Genomic DNA, 19663 nt, shown 5'->3' on the forward strand with positions numbered 1-19663 from the left:
GAAATCGCAGGACGCACGTTTACTCAGCAGAAACCTGAACGAGAGAACCCATGTCATGATTCATGCTCAACCCGTAAAACCCCGACAGCACGATGACCGGCTGACTCTGGCGCTGCACTGGATCACCGCCGCCAGCCTCCTCTTTTTATTCGCCAGCGCCCACATCTGGCAATGGCTGGAGCGCGGCACGCCGCTCAGGAAAGGCTTACAGTCAGTGCACATGTCCTGCGGTATTTTGCTGGCGCTGGTGATGGTGATGGTGGTTCGTCCGGTCTGGCGGGTGATGAGTCAATGCTCGCTGCGTTATGCCCTGCCTGCGGCGTCGATATCCCGTACGGCATCCATTCTGTCTCACTGCGTGCACGGCGCGCGCTGTCTGTTGCTGTTCACACAGGTTGTATTGGGCTTTCTGTTCCGCTGGGCACAGCAGGAGCCGTTTCACTTTTTCGGCCTCTTCGGGCTGAGCGGGCGGGTCCATGTCGATCCCCTGTTTAAACATTCATTGAGGGAATGGCATAACACCATCGCCTGGGCGCTGATCGTTCTGGCCGCGTTTCATGCCCTGGCCGACCTGCTTCATCACTTTGTTTTCCGCGATAACGTGCTGCGTCGCATGCTGCCCGTTCGCCCCTTCCGTTAACTGGAGCTCTGCCATGAAAAACATTGCATCGATACTGCATAATACAGGCCGTAAACTATGGATTCCGGCGCTGCTGCTGGTTATCCACACCGCACCCGCGCTGGCCGCAGGGGATGACAGCACCAACAGTACGATCCCGGACTGTCCGCATGGGCAGGTTTATGACAGCAAGCGTAAACAGTGCGTCCCCGATAAATCGGCGCGTCTGACTGACGAAGACAAAACCCGTTATGCCTATCATCTGGCGAAAAAAGGCGAGTACCAGGCCGCGCTGACGCTGCTGGATAAGCTGAAACAGCCTGACACCGCCGAAGCCTGGAATTACCGCGGCTATGCCACCCGAAAACTCGGGCGAACCGATGAAGGTATCGGGTATTATCAGCGTTCGCTGGCGCTCAATCCACGCTATGCCAAAGTACGTGAATATCTCGGCGAAGCGTGGCTGATTAAAGGTCGTCCCGACCTGGCGAAAGCGCAGTTAAATACTCTCGCCCGCCTGTGCGGAACGGGCTGCGAGGAGTATCGTGATTTGCAGGCCGCCATTGCTGGCCATCCGGAATCCTGATACGCAATGCGAGGACAGTGATATTACGACCAGCGAAGTTCGTCAACAGCTTGCTGCCCATCTGACGCGCCTGTGGCGCTACGGCCTGGTGCTGTCCCGAAACCACGACGTTGCCGAAGAACTGGTACAGTCGACCTGCGTTCGCGCGCTCGAAAAGAGCGCGCAGTATACGCCCGGCACGCGCATCGATCGCTGGCTGTTCACGATCCTTCACTCCATCTGGATTTCTGATCTGCGCGCCCGCCGCGTGCGGCTGGGACAGGGCTTTGTTGACAGTGACGAACTGCTGGCCCCGGACGCGCAGGAACGTGATGAAAAACGCCTGCATTTTCAGAAAATCATGCAGCGCGTCAGTGCGCTACCGGAAGCCCAGCGTAATACCGTGTTTCTGGTCTATGTAGAAGGCTTTACCTATCAGGAAGCCGCAGAGACGCTGGTCGTGCCTGTCGGCACCATCATGAGCAGGCTGGCCACCGCGCGTTCGGCGCTGGCCAGGTCGTTTGATGATAGGGATGCCGCAAAGGAGAAACGCTCATGAACACGTCGCAATTTACGCCTCCGTACAGCGACGAAGCCCTGGTCGCCTGGCTGGATGGCGAGATGGATCCGGCTGACGCGCGCAGGCTCGAAGCGCTGCTGGAGACGGATTCTGATCTGGCTGAGCGCATTGATGAACTGATGAAAAGCCAGCTCGACTTTGAGGCGGCCTTTGCGCCGCTACTGGACAAAGCCCCGGAAGCCAACATGCGGCGCCAGCTGGATGCGCTCTCAGCTCCCCCCACGCCTGAACCCAAAATGACGTCCACTACGGGCGTCAGTCGTCGTTCACTGATCGCCGCCTCGCTGAGTTTTCTGCTGATCGGCTCGGGACTGGGTTATCTGGCGCGCCCCGGCAAAACCGCGCTGAGTGAGAGTGAGAAGATTCGCGATCTTGAAGCGCAGTACATGTCGCTCTACAGCGCAGAAACCCTGCTGGATGCCGATAACTCCCCTGCCGCCTTGCAGCATGGCCTGGCCCGCACGGCACAGGATATCGGTCTGCATCTGAATACGCAGCAGCTCACGCTGCCCGACGCAGAGTTAAAAATGGTGCGCATGCTACGCTATGACAGTACGTCAATTGCGCAGATTGCCTGGATCCATGCGGAATATGGCCCGATGGCGCTGTGCATTTCCCCCGATGCGCATCCGACCTCAACCGGGCTTGAGCGCGAACAGCGCCATGATATGCGCCTGGTGTGGTGGCATCACCGCGGCTACCAGTTTGTTCTGATTGGCCGCAATCCGGCCGGGGAGTTATCCGCCAGCGCCAGTGCCCTGAAAACCGCGCTTAACGCCTGACCACCACGCGGCAGTTAGCCAGGCGCGTTCAGGGGACATGGCTGGCCTCTGCCTGAATATCGATAGTAATGGTTACCCTGTCATCCACCAGCGAGGTAAAGCGATCCATATGGTAGGCCGAGCGCGAGATCGTGGTCATCGCATGCAGCGAGATCCTGTCGCCAGTCTCTGCGGTGCGATCATGCTCTTCCATCGTCGCGTCAAGGATCACCGGTCGCTGGACGTCCTTCACCGCTAACGCACCAAAAAGCCGGTATTTACCGCTGCCGCGCGCCACGATGCGGGTGCTGGTAAAGACGATGTTGGGATAGCGCGGCGCATCAAAAAACATGCTGCTTTTAAGCTGATAGGTCAGCAGATTGTTTGAGGCGATTAGCGTGGAAACCGGAATGGTGACCCGGACATGATTATCCAGCTCATTCGCCGGGTTCAGCGTCACCTCGCCGGTCACGCCCGTCAGTTTCGCATGCGACATCCCGCCAAAGGCACGCCATGACAGCCCTATTGCCGTGTCAGGCGTGGAAATCGTGTAGTAAAGCGGGGCCGCATGGGCGAACGGACTCAGCAGCACTCCAGCAACCAAAAAAGAAACAGCGCGCGTCATAGCAGGTTTCTCCAGTAAACAGACAACGCGTTAACGCGCCAGGTGACAACGTTATTCGATTAATACTTACAGTTATATAACATTCGTGAGGCCGGAGATCGCATTTGGATGGGGAAGCGGCACGGTTATGTGAGGTAGATGCAGGATAGTGCGGCGGTTTTTGGCGATGCGCGAGCGTCTTTCCGCTGTGAGCGGGTTGTTGGCGCGGTGTCCGGCGTGGAGGTTGCCCAACCTGTTATCTGAAGCGGATGCAGATCTTCATCGCTTGTGATAAGAAAGAAAATTAATCTGAGTTCAGGAGATGAGTTATGTACCTGAATGATATTCCCCTTAATTTTCGGCAGCATGAAACCTTTTATCTGATCGCCCCGGACATGAGTCGTACGGAAGAAATGCAGCAAAAACTGAATGCATTTAGTTCCCTTCATCATGAATTCCTGCTCTGGTCTCCCGGTTTTCACTCTCTGAATGCTGTTGAGAAAAGTATGGCGGAGGCGGCCGGGAATTTCCTGAATGACAACGTTGAATATAAGTTTTTAATCATTGATCGTCAGTCAGATGACCTCTCAGGCTGTATTAGCTTATTTATCAGGAATCGCGCGATTCCTTATTATGAAATCGGCTACTGGCTCGCCACTGATATGTGGGGTAAAGGCATTATGTCTGAAGCTTGTAAGCTGGTCACAAACATGGCCGCCGATTTTTTTCAGGCAAAGCGAATCGAAATTCGTACGGCAGGGCGTAACGTACGCAGTCAATCTGTTGCGTTAAAGTGCGGTTTCAAACCCGAAGCCAGACTGGTTAACGAACGCCTCGATAGTCTGGGGCGGATTGATGATACGGTTATCTACCGGTATTAGCACGGCTTAAATATGAGTGATAAATCAGAAAAAGAGCGGTTTTCTACCTGCTCATTTTGCATCTCGTCAGCGATGCCATCACAGCTTCAGTGCGATGACACAAATGCAGAGTTTTGCTGCAAAGGCGGAAAGGCGAAATTACGTTGCATACGCTTTATCTCTTCTGCCGGTGGCAGGCCAAACAGCCGTTTGAACTCGCGATTAAACTGCGACGGGCTCTCGTAGCCAACGGCGTAGCTCGCGGCGGCGGCAGTGAGCTGCTGACGGACCCAGACTGAAGTTCAGTTTAGTTACTCAGGCATTGCACAAGAGGATCTGGACGTAGCAGCACAATTTCTCACGGCAAATACAGCACATCTTTCAGAAGTTGTGGCTTAAACCGTCATTGACGTATTCATCTAAATAAAACTTTTCCAACATAGAATGATGAATTCATCATACATCGTCTACTTTAAATGGACTTCTGAATGCGCCTGTTTCATTTCAGTGATAATCCCGACATCGCTGTCTTCAGACCTCGCCCCTTAAAGGTTCGTGTTGACAGACCGGCAGGTCAGGAATGGCTGAACGGTTCACTCATATGGGCTACCGCCGAAGCTTATGAGCTTTTGTATCTGTTTCCACGCGAATGCCCTCGCATTGTTTATTGGCCTGTCGCGGAAACCACACGCGAGGACAGAGAATTGTGGATGGGTAATATGATCAGCTCATCGGCTATAGCCTGCATAGAGCAGACATGGCTTTCGCGGTTTAACCTCGGACAGATTTTCAGGTATGAACTGCCTACCGCAGGTTTTGAACCTACAGGTGAGGTCGGGATGTGGGTATGTCCTGAAGAAGTTGTACCTGTCGGCCTTAAATGCTTTTCAAGCCTTCCCACCGAACTTACGGACAGGAATATTGGTCTTCGCGTTATGGACAGGCTGACGCCCCTGAAAAGTATCTGGCAATCCACGCTGCACGCGGGCGGCATAAGACTCAGGAACGCCCAGGACTGGGGGAAGCCTGGGTGGACTCATTCAAAACCAGGCCGTCAGGTAATTGTGTGACGCTGCCTGTGCAGTCAGGCTTGTTTTTCTCATTATGGAGTTTATATGGACTATGTCTCTGAGATGCGCAGCATCATCGGCCATCGTATGCTTTTGCTTGCGGGTGCCAACGTCATCATTGTCCGGAATGATGGCAAAATTTTACTTCAGCAGCGCAAAGACTCTACCTGGGGATTGCCGGGCGGCTTGCTTGAACCGGGAGAATCACTTGAACAGACTGCGTTAAGGGAAGTAAAAGAAGAGACCAATATTGATATTCATTGCCTTCACTTTCTGAAAGTTTTTTCAGGGCAGAATTATAGTTTCATTCTGCACAACCGGGACGAAATTAATGTCATTACCGCACTTTACTTCACTGACAGTTGGTCCGGGGAGTTAGTCAACGACCCCAGAGAAGGACTTGCGCTTGAATTTTTCTCTGCAAGAAAGTTGCCTTCGCCGATGAACAACGAATATTTATCCGGTTCGGGCAACACCTCTTCATCAATTTCAAGAAGCTGGCCCTGTTCGTCCAGCGCCTTCAGGAAACTACGTAGGTCATCAAACGCCATTATTCACTCTCCATACTCAGAAATTTTTAAAGACTAGTTGAGGCCTTTCCAGCGATTTGCCTTTGGCGAGGCAATTCCAAACTGGTCGAGAACGCGGGCGACGACATGATCGATCACATCATCAATAGTTTTGGGGTGGTTATAAAAAGCAGGCATTGGCGGAACCATAGCGACGCCAAGACGGGAGAGGGCCAGCATATTTTCAAGATGAAGAGGACTGAGAGGCGTCTCTCTGGGAACCAGGACAAGTTTTCTGCCTTCTTTAATGATGACGTCAGCAGCCCGTCCAATGAGCCCTCCCGCGTATCCGATGCGAATGCCAGCTAACGTTTTCATACTGCAGGGAATAATCACCATCCCATCGGTGTGAAAAGAGCCTGACGAGAGGGTAGCGGCCTGGTCGGCAGGACCGTGCACGACATCAGCCATATTCATCACCTCACGCGATGAAAAAGGCGTTTCGAGTTCAATTGTGGTTTTAGCCCACTTGCTCAAAATCAGATGCGTTTCAACCTCGCTGATTTCCTGTAAAACCCTGAGCAGCGCAACCCCTAAAGGCGCGCCTGTGGCTCCCGTCATACCGATGACAATTCTCATCTGACTGCCTCATTAAAATAATATTCGTGTACGAATGAAATTGACGGTACGTCAGGCACGCCCTGAAAGTCAATTGATTTCTATGGTTACTATTATCAGCATTATCTTTTATGTCTGCCGACAAAGAGTGTTGAACGGAGGGAATAATGATTTAACATTAGCAGGACACAGCGGGTAAAAAATCAGGAATAAACCTTAATGCACAAAGACTTGAGCAACCTTTTCTTTCATCTGACGCGGAAACTTCTTCAGGAACATACCGCCTTATGGCAGGAAAAGATGCCCTTTCTGACAAAGCAACAGTTCGCTGTTCTGTCAGCCGTTCATGCTCAACCGGGAATCGAACAACTGGACTTAATGGAGGCGGCGTTGAGTTCAAAGGCTACGCTGGCAGAACTGCTTGTACGAATGGAAGGTAAAGGACTGATCAATCGTGCAGAGGGAAAAAAAGACAAACGTCGTAGATTTATTACGCTGACGGTTCAGGGCGAAGAGATGCTTAAAACTGCGGCACCGATAGCTGAACGCGTTGATTCCCATTTTCTGAACAGGTTAGAAAAAAATGAACAAAACGACGTCATCAGCCTTCTGAAGATCATGTTAAAAAATCCTGTTTCCTGAAAGCATCCTTTCCTTTTCAGAAACAGGTTTAACCGCCGGGTCGTACCCGCAGCGGAATGACAAACCACCAGGGCCATCTTCGCCGCCTGGGAATATTTACGGCGCGGTTAGCGGATTTTGCGGGTAAATTGCTGTTCCGTAATCGTGCTGCCCCATTGATCCCCTTCCCACTCTTTCGATAATTCAAACCCGAATGACTCGTATAAGCGCCTTGCCGCCGTTAGCTTATTAAAGGTCCATAGCTGCACCGCAGAGAACTTCTGCTCATCGCAAAACGCCATCGCCATTGCCATCAGTTTTCGACCGAGACCGCTGCCCCGGCAGTCATCGTCAAGAATGAACCAGCGCAGATGCGCCTCATTGTTCCCGAGATCTTCACCATCAATGGCCACAGAGCCAACGATACGATCGTTCATGACTGCCAGCCAGATCTGGTTGCCTTCATTACCGAGACGTCCCGTAAAATCGGCAAGGCCCGCTGCGACCTTTGCTTCGAAAAAGGCACCGAAATTGTGCTCTCTGGCATAGTAACGGCCATGCATCTCCATAATGCGGCCTGCCATGCCCGGCTGGTAGCCAGTGACGATGCTCACATGGCTGTGTTCATCAAGCTCTGTGTTTTCACGACAGGCTTTGAGTGCGCGGGCGTAGGATGACAGCCCCAGTGAGACAGTGTGCTGTCGCGCAGGGTCAAGCTTTCTCAGCGCAGCGGCGACCCGCTCATCAGCATACTGATTAATCGCCCCCACGGTCTTTATCCCCTTGTCTGTGAGCCGCAGGTATTTCGTTCTGCCATCATACGCGGACGGGGCTTCATCCAGCTCACCGGCCTCGACGAGTTTAGTGAGCAGGCGACTCACGCTGGATTTCTCAAGCCCCAGCGTCTCTACCAACTGGGACGCGGTCACGCACCCTTTTGCTTCTGCTTCGAGTAAGGTATGAACGGCAGACGCTGAATAATCGGTTGCCGCCAGGGTCTGATTCATAAAGCCCAGTTCGCGCACCATCAGACGTGATGCAACGCGGATAGTGTTAATGGTGTTTGAGGCTGTGTTCATCAGCGTAGACCCTTTACGATATAGTTGTATTATACAACCATATGACGGGAGATCCTGTCAATCTTGCCAGGCCGCTGTGCGGCTGGCGCAGACTAAAACGCTTTCTGACCCGCTCAGTGCCCGTCTGAACAGACCAGGCTTAACTGTGAATACCCACCAGTTGAGGAAGTAACTGCGCGATCACATCCACAACGCCCCTGACGCTCGGGGGAATAAAACGGGCATCAGGAAAAATCGCATAAAGAAATCTATCCGGGAGTCGCCATGTCGGCAGGACAGGAACCAGTAACCCCGACGCCAGCCCTTCCGTTGCCAGCGGATGCTGAATGCCCCCGATCCCGATACCTGCCTGAATAGCAGCGATGAGCCCTTCGCTGGTGTTGGCCCGAAAAACGGTGTTCACCTCTAATTCGATTGCCTCCTCTCCTGAAACTAACTGCAGAGGCCTGTCCAGCGCGAGACCGCTGAACCGGATATGAGGCAACTGCGTCAGCTCATCAACTGAATGAATTTGTTTAAATCCCGGCGCCGCATAAAGCCCGGATGTCACACGGCCCAGCATGCGTACCGCATGTAAGTCTGGCGGTTTGCCCGCCAGCCGCACCGCAACATCTACCCCTTCACTGACCAGGTCGGCAATACGATCATCAAGTAAAAGCTCAAGATGTAATCCGGCGTGCGATTTCTGGAGCGCCAGAAGATGGGGAAGAAAAAGGCGCCCTAAGCCGCTGGGCAACTGCACGCGCACCGTGCCCTGCCACTGCTGATCCTCGGGATTGAGCGCCCTCTCGGCTTCCCGTATGGCATCCAGCAAAGGTTTGATGTCGCGTCTGTACCTCTCTCCCTGCTCAGTGAGCATCATAACGCGCGTTGTCCGGCGAAATAACACCACACCCAGTTCTGCTTCCAGTGCGGCAATCTGCTGACTCACGGCAGACTGTTTCATGCCAATCAGGCGCGCAGCGGCGGAAAAGGAGCCTGCCTCAGCGACCCGCAGGAACGTCGCCATCGCGTTAAGCTTGTTGTTCATTTAATGATTTCACTTATAAGTGCCATCAGTTAAGGGGGATATGCGCAAAAAAATGAATATATCACACTCTCTCCCGTCACCTTATCTGGAGAAAATGTATGAATACGCTGCAAACGAAAAACGTCGCGCTGGTCGCGGGAGCCAGTGGCATTGTCGGGCGTCAGCTCGTTAACACGCTGCTGCAAAATGACTGGGAGGTGATTGGCCTGAGCCGTAACCCATCGCCGCATCTCCAAAACCTACCCGTTGTCACCGTAGATTTACGGGATGCCGGGCAGGCCGCACGTGCGCTGCAGCCGTTAACGCATGTCACGCATATTTTTTACAGTGCCTGGCTTAACGCGGCCACCTGGGCCGAAATGGTGGAACCCAACGTCACCATGCTGCGTAATCTGGTGTCCAACATTGATACCGTGGCATCGTTAAAAACGGTAAGCCTGATGCAGGGTTATAAAGTGTATGGCGCACATCTTGGTCCCTTTAAAACGCCTGCGTGTGAAAGCGATCCTGGCGTTGCTGGCGCTGAATTCAATGCGGCTCAACTAACGTGGCTCAGCGATTATCAACGTGGACGGTTATGGCGATGGAATGCTGTCAGGCCGGGCGTAGTAGGCAGTAACGTGCCCGGTAATACCATGAATCTTGCACTGAGCATCGCGCTGTATGCTTCACTTTGTCAGTCGCTGAATCTCCCGCTCCGTTTTCCTGGATCACCGCAGACCTGGGGCAGCATCGTTGATTTTACAGATGCAGGTTTACTCGCCGAAGCAACGCTCTGGGCAGCAACCTCACCCGCGGCCTCAAACCAGGCGTTCAACGTCAACAACGGCGATGTCTGGCGCTGGGCTGAACTCTGGCCGTTGATTGCGCGTTGGTTTGAGATTGAATGCGCACCGCCCGTGAGAGTGTCGTTTGAGCGTATGTTCAAAGATTACCGCGCAGTCTGGCGTGAACTTGCGCTGAGCAAGCGTCTGGCAGAATCTGACATTCTGAAGCTGAACGACGGGCAGTTCGCAGACTTTGTTTTTAGCTGGGATTACGACATGTTCGGCGATGGCAGTAAGCTGCGCCGTGCAGGATTTCGGGGCATGCAGGCAACAGATGAGATGTTCTTCCGTCTGTTCAGACAGTTCAGAGCTGCCCGCATAATTCCTTAATCGCTGACCGCCGCGGGTTCCGGCCGGCGTAAACAAAAGTGGGCAGTCGGGACGCCCTTGCGCGGGAACAGATCCGTCGTATAAAAAATGCGGGCTTAGCAAACCGCTGATGATGCCTGTGCGTTGATTATGACGCACGGGCGTTATCCCCTCTTTGACGTTAATCGTCGTTTTATGTCCGTCGCGGCATAACGGAATTAAGTACTCATGAATAATTCACCGGAAGTCAACCATGTAGCCTGTATAACCGGTTATTGCGTCATTTCAGCCTTGAATAAACAGCCATCTTCTTCATGCTTATTAATCCACCTTAACTAAGGAGATATTATGCGTGATGAATACAAAAGCTGTATTGAGGCTTGTTATTTGTGTGCAGCCGCATGCGACCATTGTGCCGCCTCATGCCTTGAAGAAGAAAATGTCGATATGATGCGCACGTGCATAAAACTGGATATGCAATGTGCCAATATATGTCGTCTTGCCGCGCAGTTTATGACGCTTAATAGCGAATTTGCGTCAGCGCTTTGTCAGCTCTGTGCGGAGGTCTGTCAGCGGTGTAGCGATGAATGTGGTCAGCACAAACATGACCATTGTCAGGACTGCGCCAGAGCCTGTCACCAGTGTGCTGAACACTGCAGGAAGATGGCCGCATGAGGACAGATTATCAGGCCCGCTTTGGCGGGTTTTTATAAAGGTAAAGGATCAGAGTGAATATTCAGCCTGAAGCTGATGTCACCTCGATCCAGTCGCGCCAACGCTATCCTGCATGACTCGCCGACTCAGTTTACCGGTTGCCAGGCCCTGTCTGATACGTTCTGCGCGGTGACAGGTTTAATGCGTGCATAAAATCATTTTAAAAGGACTGTCACAGGATACAGGAGTTGTAAGCTGTAGCGTTGAAATTCTGTCATTACCTGACTTTCTACAGCACATGTATTCTTTTATGAATCAAAATCCATTTGGAATAACCATTCAGAGCACAGCGGCAAACGAATAGATCAGCGTCTGCGCTTCGTTTATTGCAGCCTGTTATTTCAGGAGTAAGCGGTAACGTGATCATCCCACTCATGACTAAAATTAAGATTATTCCCGAGCGTCTATCCAGCTGCGCTAACTAACTGTTTACAGTTATTAAAAATTTCTGACTGTTATCTTTGACGGCGGTTTTTCATTCATTCAGTCTGCCGGTTCGCCTGCTTTATTCCCGTCTGACAGCTAATTTAAAAAACGTTGAGTAAATTACCCGGTCCGTTTATGCGCAACAGCGAGTCACCCTTTCAGCGCACGGGCCTGTTGGTCAGAAAGGCGAATACGATGGAAACATACTCCTCTGTCTGCGATGCGGAACAGCCGTCAGGCGTCGGCCGTGTTACCCCCTGCCCCCTGAACAGGCGGCCTGTCCAGCGACATTCTTATCGCCGAACCGCTAGACCTGGCGCGGAATTTTCCCGCACCGGGCATACGGCAAGCAGATGCTCTGTCTGGTTGCGGGGAAGCAGACATCGACAGGGTTTGCTGCGTCCTGTCACGGGCAAGGCCGATAGCCACACATCGATTTATGCGCAGCCAGTCAACGACCCGCATCCGCCTGGTGTGCGCAATGCCGTGCAGAAGCGGTTACGGCGCTTTGAGCCGCAGGTAACGATTCCGTCCGGGGCGTTTAATCCGGTGGTGTTAGTCATCGTTCATGCCGCAAAAACGGCGCAGATGGCAGGACGGGCTGATGAGCACATCATCAGGTTAATGAAAGACGAAACGTTACGGCGGGAGATAAAACCGGCCCGGCAAGACATGTGCGCGTCGGGCCAGGAGAGCCGACAATCGTCTGGAAACGGTGTCAGCCGTTACCGTGGTCAGCGAAGCTGATGCCTGAATCCGAAATCGTACTCTTGCTATCGCGCGCGCAGTTTGCGTTGACGATAGGCATGCACATTGTGCTGGCGGCGTTTACCCTGGGGCTTGGCCTGATCATTGTTTTGCTGGAAGGAGCCTGGTTACGCTACCGCCGTTCACACCACTGGCAGGCGCTTCAGTTCTGGATGCGAGTCTTTTCGCTCACGGTTGCAGTAGGTGCCGTCTCGGGTGTGGTCATGGAATTCCAGTTTGGTACCAACTGGAGCCCCTTTGCTCATAAAGTGGGTGGCGTCATGGGCCCCCTGATGTTTTATGAAATCCTGGTGGCGTTTTTCCTGGAGTCAGGCCTGACCGGCGTGATGTTATTTGGTATGGGTAAAATAAACCCAAAACTGCACTTCGTTGTAACCTGCCTGGTGGCGTTAGGGGCTTTCCTCAGCGCATTCTGGATCCTTGCCGCCAACTCCTGGATGCAAACGCCTGTTGGCTATCTCCGCGATGAGCATGGCATTTTCCATGCCAGGCGCTGGATAAGCATCGTCTTCTCTCCCTCGTTTCCACTGCGGTTTACGCATATGGTGCTGGCCTCTCTTATTGCGAGTTTTTGCGTGACTGCCGGGGCCAGTACATGGCGGTTACTTAAGCAACCCGCCGACCGTGCCGCGAAATGTGTGATGTCATGGTCCCTCTGGCTGCTGCTGATTGCTATGCCGCTGCAAATCGTAACGGGCGATCTGCAGGGCGAAAAAACCCGTGACTACCAGCCTGCTAAACTGGCTGCAATTGAAGGCAGCTGGCGCAGGCCGCCTCAGGGTGAGGGGGAGCCTTTACGCCTTTTCGCCCTGCCCGATCAAAAAGCGCAGGTTAACCACGCAGAAGTGGCGATCCCGACAGTGGCCTCACTTTATTTGCGCCATAACCTCACCGGGCACATTAAAAGTCTGAGCGAATTCCAGCCTGATCAACAGCCGCCGGTCTGGCCGGTCTTTTTTGCCTTCCGCGTGATGGTAGGTATGGGGCTCATTATTTTTGTGACCAGCCTGACCGCGCTCTGGCTGCGTTACCGGCGCGCGCTGTGGCCGCGCCGGTTGATGAAGTGGGTTGTGGGCCTGACGCCCGCTGGCTTTATTGCCCTGCTCGCAGGCTGGATCGTGACTGAGGTGGGCCGTCAGCCCTGGACGATCTACGGGTTATTACGTACTGACCAAAGTATAGCTCCCCTTTCCTTATCGACCGTCATCTTCTCTTTCACCGGCATCATCGGGGTGTATTCTCTGGTCTTTGGCCTGGGAATCTATTATTTCGTACGCCTCGTTAATTCGTTCGACAGTCATGCGCTCAGCGACGAAATCAGCACGGAGGCCTCTTCATGAGTCTCGATGATCTGTCCGCCGCCACGGTAGCCTTTTCGTTACTCATCTACCTCTTGCTGGACGGAACCGATCTGGGCGTCGGTTCCGTTATTCTTTTTTTTGATAATGAGCAGGATCGCCGCCGCCTGGTCCAGTCCATCCTGCCTGTGTGGGATGCTAATGAAACCTGGCTTGTCCTGACCGCGGGTGCGCTTTTAGCATTATTTCCCGCGGCCTACAGTCGGATCTTTAATGCTATCTATGTTCCGCTGTTTCTGATGTTTTTCTCCCTCTTTGGCCGTGCGCTGGCGCTGGAATACCGCGGTCAGGCTTCATCTCGCGTTAAGCGCTGGCTTGATTTCGTCCTTTTTATCGCATCGTTTGCGGCCGGTTTTTTGCAGGGCTACATGGCCGGCTTACTGGTGAGCGGTTTACCGGGTCAAACCGAATCTAGCTGGCTGTCGGCATATGCATTAATCAGTGGCCTGGGCATGGTATGGATTAACAGCCTGCTGGCCTGTTGCTGGATACGCTGGCGCGTGGGCGATCAGGCAAACATACGTGCGAGGCAACTGAGTGGGTGGTTACTGGGGCTGACTTTCCTGTTTTTCATTTTTAACATAGCGTATTTACCTGCCCCCTGGCAGAAAGCCCTCTCAACGCTTCCCGGAAAAATAAGCCTCGCGCTTGTCGCACTCTGCTGGGCAGGGCTGATCGTGAAGTTGAAAAGTAACGCCGCTTTATCGCCGTTAATTTTTGCGCTGCTGATGGTGACGTTCACGTTTATCACCCTGATGACCGGCATGTATCCATGGCTGATTCCTGGTACGTTAACGCTGTCTGACGCCTCGTCAGGTGCCTCCGGCCAGTATTTCTTGTTGGCAGGCATCGCCATCATTATGCCCCTGACACTGGCCTACAATAGCTGGGCTTTCTGGGTTTTTCGGGGACGGGTCAAATGATCCCACGGATAACCTGATGGATACGTTCTGGCGCACGAACTGAACGCTGCGGCAGCCTTAACACATTCGCTGCGTTGCGCGATGAGGTTAACCGGTGCACTATCGATTTCATCGATTCGCTTTCTTGCCGTTTCCATTACCGAAAAACGCCCATCTATCCCGTCTTACCTGTTTATAAGTACGCGGCATGACATAACCCTCCGGTTAAATACAGTATTCCAGCCAGACGCGTGTAGCTATCAGCATCTTAATGCCCCCGGAAGTGTCGGTTCTCCCTTTATGCCCGGTGCAGGGGCTCCTTCGCGATGTTCTGCCTAAAACCTGCAGCTGACAGGGTTATCACGTGTACTGATTGACCCGTACACATTGCGCGGTAACAACGCGCTAAAAACGCGGCTTTGACGTTAAGACAGGCTATTTGTGATTAACATCTTATTTACACAATTAACATCCTCTTTTTGCTGGCTTGCCGCTGGGCGATGACTCTATAGTCAATTTATTCTGTAAAACACAGTTTTACTCTGTAAACCTCGCATTGCGTGCAGACTGGCTCCCGAGCCCTGTCAGCAACGTCAGATTGGGTTCGGTTACAAAGCATAAGGAAGCGATGGAGACAGTTAACGCACCGCATTTGCCTGTCAGAGAAAACTGGCTGGCACGGCATCACGAAAACGCGTTGATGCCCGATCTAACGATAGTGGATGCTCATCACCACTTATGGGATCGCCAGTCAGGACGTTATCTGGTTCCTGAGTTCAGCCACGATATTGAGCAGTCCGGACACCGGGTTCTGTCAACGGTTTATGTGCAGTGCCGTTCTATGCTGCGCTGTAACGGACCTGAAGCTTTCAGGCCCGTGGGTGAGGTTGAGTTCGCGAGCGGCGCTGCCGCTATGTTTGACAGTGGCCATTATGGTAAGGCAGCAGGCTGCGAAGCGATTGTAGGTGGTGCCAGTCTGCTGGCAGGAGATGACCTGCAACCCGTCATTGAATTCATGATGGCGCGCTCAGGGGGACGTTTACGAGGAATGCGTAATCCGCTTGCCTGGCACAGTGATCCCCGCGTCGTATCAAGCCCTGTCACACCGCCTGCTGGCCTTGCCACCACTACCGCATTTCGCAAAGGCGCAGCCTGCCTTGTCCGGAACGGACTCTCGCTGGATGTCTGGGTTTACCACACCCAGCTTGATGACATTATTGCGCTGGCAGATGCGCTACCCGATCTTCATATCATTGTGGACCACTGCGGCGGGCCGATCGGCACGGGGCCTTATGCTGGCAAAAGGGATACCGCCTTTCAGGCGTGGCAAAACGCTATTACCGCTCTGGCTGAACGACCAAACGTCAGCATGAAGATCAGCGGCTTTGGCATGACTGTCATGGGCTTTCCCTTCGCACAAAACGCCACACCACCGGACTCGCTGACGCTCTCTCTCGCCTGGCGGCCACTGTTTGAAACGCTGGTCGAAACGTTCGGCGTCACACGCTGTATGTTTGCCAGCAATTTCCCGGTCGACAAAGGCATGTTCAGCTATGGCGTGCTCTGGAACGCCTGCAAACGGCTGGCTGAACACGTGTCTGCCGACGAAAAAGCACACCTTTTCTGGCGCACCGCAGCGTTGAGCTATCGCTTATCTTCCCTGGAGAATGCTGATGAATATCAAATCAAGACCGCATGAGGCTCATCCACTGGAACAGAATGAAGCCAGCCTGACGCTCTCTCAAACATCGGCAGAAAAACGAACGCTCGCGCTGGGTGGGCTCGGGTGGGCTTTTGAAAGCTATGACTCATTTTTGCTCTCGCTTTTATTGCCTGTGCTTGGCGTGGTATTTGCTGTCAGCAAAACTGAACTGGGTCTGTTTATCAGCACCACGGCTGGCGGACAGATCATTGGCGGCATTCTGTTCGGGATGGTCGCCGACAAAATCGGACGAGTCAGAACCGCTTTCATTTGTATTACGATCTATTCGCTTTTCTCAGGACTGCTGGCCTTTTCCCATCATCAACAAACTTTTGCTTTGCTGCGATTTTGCGGGGCACTGGGAATGGGTGGGATGTGGACCTCGGGGGCAGCGCTCATCGCCGAAACGTGGCGCCCTGAACGCCGTGCCCGGGGTGGTGCACTGATGCAAATGGGTTTGCCGGTGGGGGCCATTTTAGCGATTGGGCTGACGGCACTGGTCACGGCGATGACAGGCAAACTGGAAAACGGCGGATGGCGATACCTTTTCATGATTGGCGCCTTGCCGGTTTTTATCATGATGGTCATTGCCTATATCACGCCTGAATCGCCAGTCTGGCTGGCACGCCAGCGGGAACGGGCTCACAGACCGACCCAGACGGCGCGGTCGGGCAAAACGAATCTGAAAGGACTGTTGCTGGCCTTTACCTTTATTTTTTTCATTCAGTACCTGTTCTGGGGTGTTTTTACCTGGACGCCCACCTATCTACGTGAAGTGAAGCACCTTGATTTCCTGCACAGCCTGAAATTTGTACTGGCCTTGCAAACAGGTGCAATTGCCGGCTTTCTTGTGTTTTCACTCCTGGCAGATAAATGGGGGCGCAGGCCCATGTTTTTGCTCTACCTGTTTATCGGCGCTGTGGCAGTCGGCCTGTATCTGGCGACAAGCCAGCCACTGGTTCTGATGGCAGCCATCTTTATGGCGGGGTTTGGTGTAAACGGTATTTTTGCCGGCTCCGGGCCCTTCCTTGCCGAGATTATTGGCGACACACAGTCACGCGGCTTTTTAATGGGCCTGGCTTATAACGGTGGTCGCTTAGGTGGGTTTATTGCACCGCTACTTATTGGCTATGTTGCCAGCATAGGGGGATTTACCGCAGGGCTGGCGACCACGGTTCTGGCCTTTATCGCCGCAATGGTTGTGGTGTGGATGGCACCCGAAACGAAAGGCATTAAGCTGCAATAGCCCTTTTCTTTAAGCCTGATAAGGCACGACTGTTTTGGTCGTGCTTTTTTAGTATGTAATGGGCTCTCCTCGCTCTTTAAAGACTTTTTTAAACAACTGAGAAAGAGCCACAATCGACACATCGGGACAATCAAGAGAGAAACGGGCGGGCCTTTCTGAATGACAAAGCCGCCCCTGCAAATCTGCCAGCCATCCTGAAGTTCTGGTAATAATGCAGATTGATGCGCGAAAATGTCCCCTGGCGACCACGATACTGAATTAACGAAAGGGAATAAACATGGAAGTAAAGGTAGCATTATGTCCACCTGAGGAATGGGAATCCATGGTAACCATTTTTACTGAAATGGAAGAACATTATTATGGCAAGGGAACAATTCATGAATCGCTGATGAAGGATTATCTCCGTAATTTTTTGTTTAACCCGCTTTCCGGAACCATGGTAATCAAGGCTCACAGCGACAATAGCATTACTGGACTGGCCTGTTGCAGCCTGCTTTTCCCTTCTCCCCGATACAGCAGTCAGTTGCACATCAAAGAGCTCTATGTTTCCAGGGACGCTCGAAGTAAAGGTATCGGTAAATCGATGATGCGCTTTATAGCCATGCTTGCGCTTAAACACGAATGCCATAGCCTCAACTGGAACGCTGAGAAATCTAATTCTGACGCTAACCGTTTTTATCAGTCTCTGGGCGGCAGAATAAATGACAAGATCGTAAATTACTATCTGCATGGGGCGAGCCTGAGCCAGCTGGCATTAAGCGATACAGCATAACCAGATCGCTCCCTTAGTTGATACACTTGCCATCAATTGAACAACGCTCACTGTCACCTGAAAGAGCAACTGCGAACGTCACATTTCCGCTCATAGCAGTCGATGAAGGATGCAGATGTCCGCGCTGTACCAAAGGCAGACTAAAACAACCTCACGCCCTCACTCATTAACATGCTGCAAACGACTGGCGTCCCAGGCCTTCATCGCGAAGGTTACCGCGGCATTCAGTTCCTCGCCTGTTGCACCATCACGCGCTTCGGTTGACAGACCTGTTTCAACGCTGTGCAGATACCTGGCCAGTGCCTGTGCATTCGTGTCTGCAGCCAGTTCGCCCGAGCCTGTTGCTCTGAGAACGCATTTCAGGAACCCTTCGCGGATACGGCTGCGGCGTGCTTCAAGAAGCTTACGGATATGCTCATGCCCGGGCGAACAGGTATTGACGGATAACGCGATAAGGCAACCGCTTGGGTGCCCCTGCTCTGTCTGCATAGTTACCGAACGGCGCAACGCCAGTTCAATGGCTTCGCGCGGAGCGAGGTTGTCGTCCCACAGACAATCGTTCATCTGACCAGAGGCAAAAAAACCGTTTAACAACGCTGTTTTTTACGCTTTTTCCGGCTACCTTTCAGTTGCAGGGGCCGTCTTATGCACCGTTACGATGTCTTGCCTTGCAGCAAAGGCATGTCGCAAGTTATCGCTTTTTACCCTTAGTTTGATTTACCGGTATTGAGAGGCCTTATGTTTGACTGGGAAGATCTGCGCTATTTTTCAACCTTTGCCCAGACTGGCTCGCTTGCCTCTGCGGCAAAAAAACTGGGCGTCGATCATGCAACCATTGCCCGACGGATAGCCTCACTTGAAGCGTCGGTTAATCTCAGGCTGGTTGACCGTCGGCCGCGGGCCTATGTTCTGACGGAAGACGGGCATCAGATAGCACGTTACGGAGAACAGATGAATGCGGCAGCCTACTCACTGGAACGTTACTCCAGTGCTGAACAGGATGTTGCAGAAGGTGACGTAGTGGTTGCTGCTCCTCCGGCTTTCATTGGTGCTTTTATAGCCCCTTACGTTGGAAGTCTCCGTCAGGATCACCCGGGTCTTCGCCTGAGTCTCCTGGTGACCAAAGAACGTCTTTCACTTACCCGTCGTGAGGCAGACATAACCATCAGTATGGTCCGCCCCATTGAGTCTGCCGTTCGTACGCAGCGCGTTGGCCAGGTTAAGTTCAGGCTTTACGGCAGTGCAGAATATCTCGCCGCACCAGGAGAACGGAGCGTCATCGCTTACGATGAGGACGTGACAGAGACGCCACAGCAGGCCTGGCTTAAAGCGCAGTGCGCGGGGCTGAAAGTTGTGTTCTTCAGTAATGATTTACGTATACAGGCTATTACGGCGGCTGGCCATGCCGGTATAGCGCTGTTACCCGAATACCTGGCGAAGGAATATCACCTTGTGCCGACAGATCCCGATGGCCCGGTTCTCATTCAGGACATCTGGTTGAGCGTTCATGAAGATGTCCGGTATGCGAGACGCATCAGTACTGTCCTTGACTTCCTTAAAGGCTGCCTTGAGCCTGCCTGTAGCTTGTGAATTTTTGCATACTGAGCAGGTGATAATCTGGAATATCACACAGCGTTGCAGCCTCCTATACTCTCCCTGACTCTGAAGACGGGTAATAAACCCGGTGTTTATTACCCGACCCGTTTAGGTTCTCTCGTCATTT

At 52.8% G+C, this 19663-nt stretch carries 21 protein-coding genes and 3 pseudogenes; 17 read left to right on the forward strand and 7 right to left on the reverse strand.

Features of this window, described 5'->3' with window-relative positions:
- Positions 1-55: 55 nt before the first annotated feature.
- Genes GC087_RS13845 through GC087_RS13860 form a run of 4 tightly spaced genes read left to right on the forward strand, consistent with a single transcriptional unit; the run spans position 56 to position 2546 of the window.
- Positions 56-640 (forward strand): cytochrome b, encoded by a 585-nt coding sequence (locus tag GC087_RS13845; RefSeq protein ID WP_284181312.1) that lies wholly within the window; start codon positions 56-58, stop codon positions 638-640.
- 13 nt (positions 641-653) lie between these two features.
- Positions 654-1205, forward strand: coding sequence for a tetratricopeptide repeat protein (locus GC087_RS13850; protein ID WP_039340843.1), 552 nt, complete (start codon positions 654-656; stop codon positions 1203-1205).
- A complete protein-coding gene (locus GC087_RS13855) occupies positions 1186-1743 on the forward strand; it encodes a sigma-70 family RNA polymerase sigma factor (protein WP_164483174.1) in 558 nt (185 codons plus the stop codon). The genes GC087_RS13850 and GC087_RS13855 overlap by 20 nt, the downstream gene beginning before the upstream one ends.
- Positions 1740-2546: an anti-sigma factor family protein gene (locus GC087_RS13860; protein ID WP_058702771.1), complete on the forward strand. Its 807-nt coding sequence runs from the start codon at positions 1740-1742 to the stop codon at positions 2544-2546. Before GC087_RS13855 ends, GC087_RS13860 begins: the two co-directional genes overlap by 4 nt.
- Positions 2547-2574: 28 nt before the next feature.
- Here GC087_RS13860 and GC087_RS13865 read toward each other — a convergent pair whose 3' ends face one another.
- Complete coding sequence (locus GC087_RS13865) at positions 2575-3150, reverse strand: YceI family protein (protein WP_164481820.1); 576 nt, start codon at positions 3148-3150, stop codon at positions 2575-2577.
- A gap of 308 nt (positions 3151-3458) precedes the next feature.
- On the opposite strand from GC087_RS13865, the gene GC087_RS13870 reads away from it, so the two are divergent.
- Entirely contained in the window at positions 3459-4010 is a 552-nt protein-coding gene (locus GC087_RS13870; protein ID WP_324028533.1) for a GNAT family N-acetyltransferase, read from the forward strand.
- 86 nt (positions 4011-4096) lie between these two features.
- Here GC087_RS13870 and GC087_RS13875 read toward each other — a convergent pair.
- Positions 4097-4279: pseudogene (locus GC087_RS13875) on the reverse strand (helix-turn-helix domain-containing protein); the annotation flags it as partial.
- 198 nt (positions 4280-4477) lie between these two features.
- Between GC087_RS13875 and GC087_RS13880 the strand changes: the two are divergent.
- On the forward strand, positions 4478-5059 hold the full coding sequence (locus tag GC087_RS13880) for a DUF6886 family protein (protein ID WP_324028534.1): 582 nt from the start codon (positions 4478-4480) through the stop codon (positions 5057-5059).
- Positions 5060-5146: 87 nt separating this feature from the next.
- Positions 5147-5443, forward strand: a pseudogene (locus tag GC087_RS13885) (NUDIX domain-containing protein); the annotation flags it as partial.
- Between the two features lie 74 nt (positions 5444-5517).
- Here the strand turns inward: GC087_RS13885 and GC087_RS13890 are convergent.
- Positions 5518-5610, reverse strand: a pseudogene (locus tag GC087_RS13890) (4-hydroxybenzoate decarboxylase); the annotation flags it as partial.
- A gap of 33 nt (positions 5611-5643) precedes the next feature.
- Positions 5644-6207, reverse strand: coding sequence for a non-oxidative hydroxyarylic acid decarboxylases subunit B (locus tag GC087_RS13895; RefSeq protein ID WP_324028535.1), 564 nt, complete (start codon positions 6205-6207; stop codon positions 5644-5646).
- Between the two features lie 198 nt (positions 6208-6405).
- Between GC087_RS13895 and GC087_RS13900 the strand changes: the two genes are divergently transcribed.
- Positions 6406-6828, forward strand: a complete 423-nt coding sequence (locus GC087_RS13900; RefSeq protein WP_058709223.1) for a MarR family winged helix-turn-helix transcriptional regulator — start codon at positions 6406-6408, stop codon at positions 6826-6828.
- A 107-nt stretch (positions 6829-6935) separates the two neighbouring features.
- Here the strand turns inward: GC087_RS13900 and GC087_RS13905 are convergent, their stop codons facing one another.
- Positions 6936-7886, reverse strand: a complete 951-nt coding sequence (locus tag GC087_RS13905; protein WP_324028536.1) for a bifunctional helix-turn-helix transcriptional regulator/GNAT family N-acetyltransferase — start codon at positions 7884-7886, stop codon at positions 6936-6938.
- Positions 7887-8025: 139 nt separating this feature from the next.
- Positions 8026-8916, reverse strand: coding sequence for a LysR family transcriptional regulator (locus GC087_RS13910; RefSeq protein ID WP_324028537.1), 891 nt, complete (start codon positions 8914-8916; stop codon positions 8026-8028).
- 98 nt (positions 8917-9014) lie between these two features.
- Between GC087_RS13910 and GC087_RS13915 the strand changes: the two genes are divergently transcribed.
- The 8 genes from GC087_RS13915 (at position 9015) to GC087_RS13955 (ending at position 17940) form a co-directional block, all read left to right on the forward strand.
- Positions 9015-10073, forward strand: coding sequence for an SDR family oxidoreductase (locus GC087_RS13915; RefSeq protein WP_324028538.1), 1059 nt, complete (start codon positions 9015-9017; stop codon positions 10071-10073).
- A 327-nt stretch (positions 10074-10400) separates the two neighbouring features.
- Complete coding sequence (locus GC087_RS13920; RefSeq protein WP_110267640.1) at positions 10401-10727, forward strand: four-helix bundle copper-binding protein; 327 nt, start codon at positions 10401-10403, stop codon at positions 10725-10727.
- An 858-nt stretch (positions 10728-11585) separates the two neighbouring features.
- On the forward strand, positions 11586-11939 hold the full coding sequence (locus GC087_RS13925) for a DUF1641 domain-containing protein (RefSeq protein WP_110267641.1): 354 nt from the start codon (positions 11586-11588) through the stop codon (positions 11937-11939).
- Entirely contained in the window at positions 11939-13300 is a 1362-nt protein-coding gene (locus GC087_RS13930) for a cytochrome ubiquinol oxidase subunit I (RefSeq protein ID WP_324028539.1), read from the forward strand. Before GC087_RS13925 ends, GC087_RS13930 begins: the two co-directional genes overlap by 1 nt.
- Positions 13297-14241, forward strand: coding sequence for a cytochrome d ubiquinol oxidase subunit II (locus tag GC087_RS13935; protein WP_324019957.1), 945 nt, complete (start codon positions 13297-13299; stop codon positions 14239-14241). The genes GC087_RS13930 and GC087_RS13935 overlap by 4 nt, the downstream gene beginning before the upstream one ends.
- 607 nt (positions 14242-14848) lie before the next feature.
- Positions 14849-15919, forward strand: a complete 1071-nt coding sequence (locus tag GC087_RS13945) for an amidohydrolase family protein (protein WP_324028540.1) — start codon at positions 14849-14851, stop codon at positions 15917-15919.
- Positions 15894-17168, forward strand: a complete 1275-nt coding sequence (locus GC087_RS13950) for an MFS transporter (protein ID WP_039340877.1) — start codon at positions 15894-15896, stop codon at positions 17166-17168. The genes GC087_RS13945 and GC087_RS13950 overlap by 26 nt, the downstream gene beginning before the upstream one ends.
- Positions 17169-17445: 277 nt before the next feature.
- Positions 17446-17940 (forward strand): GNAT family N-acetyltransferase, encoded by a 495-nt coding sequence (locus tag GC087_RS13955; RefSeq protein WP_324028541.1) that lies wholly within the window; start codon positions 17446-17448, stop codon positions 17938-17940.
- Between the two features lie 159 nt (positions 17941-18099).
- Here GC087_RS13955 and GC087_RS13960 read toward each other — a convergent pair whose 3' ends face one another.
- Positions 18100-18504 carry a TetR family transcriptional regulator C-terminal domain-containing protein gene (locus tag GC087_RS13960; protein ID WP_226376979.1) on the reverse strand — a complete coding sequence of 135 codons (405 nt, stop codon included), beginning with the start codon at positions 18502-18504 and terminating at the stop codon, positions 18100-18102.
- A 174-nt stretch (positions 18505-18678) separates the two neighbouring features.
- On the opposite strand from GC087_RS13960, the gene GC087_RS13965 reads away from it, so the two are divergent.
- A complete protein-coding gene (locus tag GC087_RS13965) occupies positions 18679-19530 on the forward strand; it encodes a LysR family transcriptional regulator (protein ID WP_162286851.1) in 852 nt (283 codons plus the stop codon).
- Positions 19531-19663 lie beyond the last annotated feature (133 nt).

Origin of the sequence: Pantoea sp. JZ2 (genome assembly GCF_035191405.1) — a bacterium.
Taxonomy (GTDB): Bacteria; Pseudomonadota; Gammaproteobacteria; order Enterobacterales; family Enterobacteriaceae; genus Pantoea; species Pantoea stewartii.

What these genes read in the sequence shown, in the direction of transcription:
- GC087_RS13845 (WP_284181312.1), top strand. Translation starts at nt 56, where the DNA reads ATGATTCATGCTCAACCCGTAAAACCCCGACAGCACGATGACCGGCTG.
- GC087_RS13850 (WP_039340843.1), top strand. Translation starts at nt 654, where the DNA reads ATGAAAAACATTGCATCGATACTGCATAATACAGGCCGTAAACTATGG.
- GC087_RS13860 (WP_058702771.1), top strand. Translation starts at nt 1,740, where the DNA reads ATGAACACGTCGCAATTTACGCCTCCGTACAGCGACGAAGCCCTGGTC.
- GC087_RS13865 (WP_164481820.1), bottom strand. Translation starts at nt 3,150, where the DNA reads ATGACGCGCGCTGTTTCTTTTTTGGTTGCTGGAGTGCTGCTGAGTCCG.
- GC087_RS13870 (WP_324028533.1), top strand. Translation starts at nt 3,459, where the DNA reads ATGTACCTGAATGATATTCCCCTTAATTTTCGGCAGCATGAAACCTTT.
- GC087_RS13880 (WP_324028534.1), top strand. Translation starts at nt 4,478, where the DNA reads ATGCGCCTGTTTCATTTCAGTGATAATCCCGACATCGCTGTCTTCAGA.
- GC087_RS13895 (WP_324028535.1), bottom strand. Translation starts at nt 6,207, where the DNA reads ATGAGAATTGTCATCGGTATGACGGGAGCCACAGGCGCGCCTTTAGGG.
- GC087_RS13900 (WP_058709223.1), top strand. Translation starts at nt 6,406, where the DNA reads ATGCACAAAGACTTGAGCAACCTTTTCTTTCATCTGACGCGGAAACTT.
- GC087_RS13905 (WP_324028536.1), bottom strand. Translation starts at nt 7,886, where the DNA reads ATGAACACAGCCTCAAACACCATTAACACTATCCGCGTTGCATCACGT.
- GC087_RS13910 (WP_324028537.1), bottom strand. Translation starts at nt 8,916, where the DNA reads ATGAACAACAAGCTTAACGCGATGGCGACGTTCCTGCGGGTCGCTGAG.
- GC087_RS13915 (WP_324028538.1), top strand. Translation starts at nt 9,015, where the DNA reads ATGAATACGCTGCAAACGAAAAACGTCGCGCTGGTCGCGGGAGCCAGT.
- GC087_RS13920 (WP_110267640.1), top strand. Translation starts at nt 10,401, where the DNA reads ATGCGTGATGAATACAAAAGCTGTATTGAGGCTTGTTATTTGTGTGCA.
- GC087_RS13930 (WP_324028539.1), top strand. Translation starts at nt 11,939, where the DNA reads ATGCCTGAATCCGAAATCGTACTCTTGCTATCGCGCGCGCAGTTTGCG.
- GC087_RS13935 (WP_324019957.1), top strand. Translation starts at nt 13,297, where the DNA reads ATGAGTCTCGATGATCTGTCCGCCGCCACGGTAGCCTTTTCGTTACTC.
- GC087_RS13945 (WP_324028540.1), top strand. Translation starts at nt 14,849, where the DNA reads ATGGAGACAGTTAACGCACCGCATTTGCCTGTCAGAGAAAACTGGCTG.
- GC087_RS13950 (WP_039340877.1), top strand. Translation starts at nt 15,894, where the DNA reads ATGAATATCAAATCAAGACCGCATGAGGCTCATCCACTGGAACAGAAT.
- GC087_RS13955 (WP_324028541.1), top strand. Translation starts at nt 17,446, where the DNA reads ATGGAAGTAAAGGTAGCATTATGTCCACCTGAGGAATGGGAATCCATG.
- GC087_RS13960 (WP_226376979.1), bottom strand. Translation starts at nt 18,504, where the DNA reads ATGAACGATTGTCTGTGGGACGACAACCTCGCTCCGCGCGAAGCCATT.
- GC087_RS13965 (WP_162286851.1), top strand. Translation starts at nt 18,679, where the DNA reads ATGTTTGACTGGGAAGATCTGCGCTATTTTTCAACCTTTGCCCAGACT.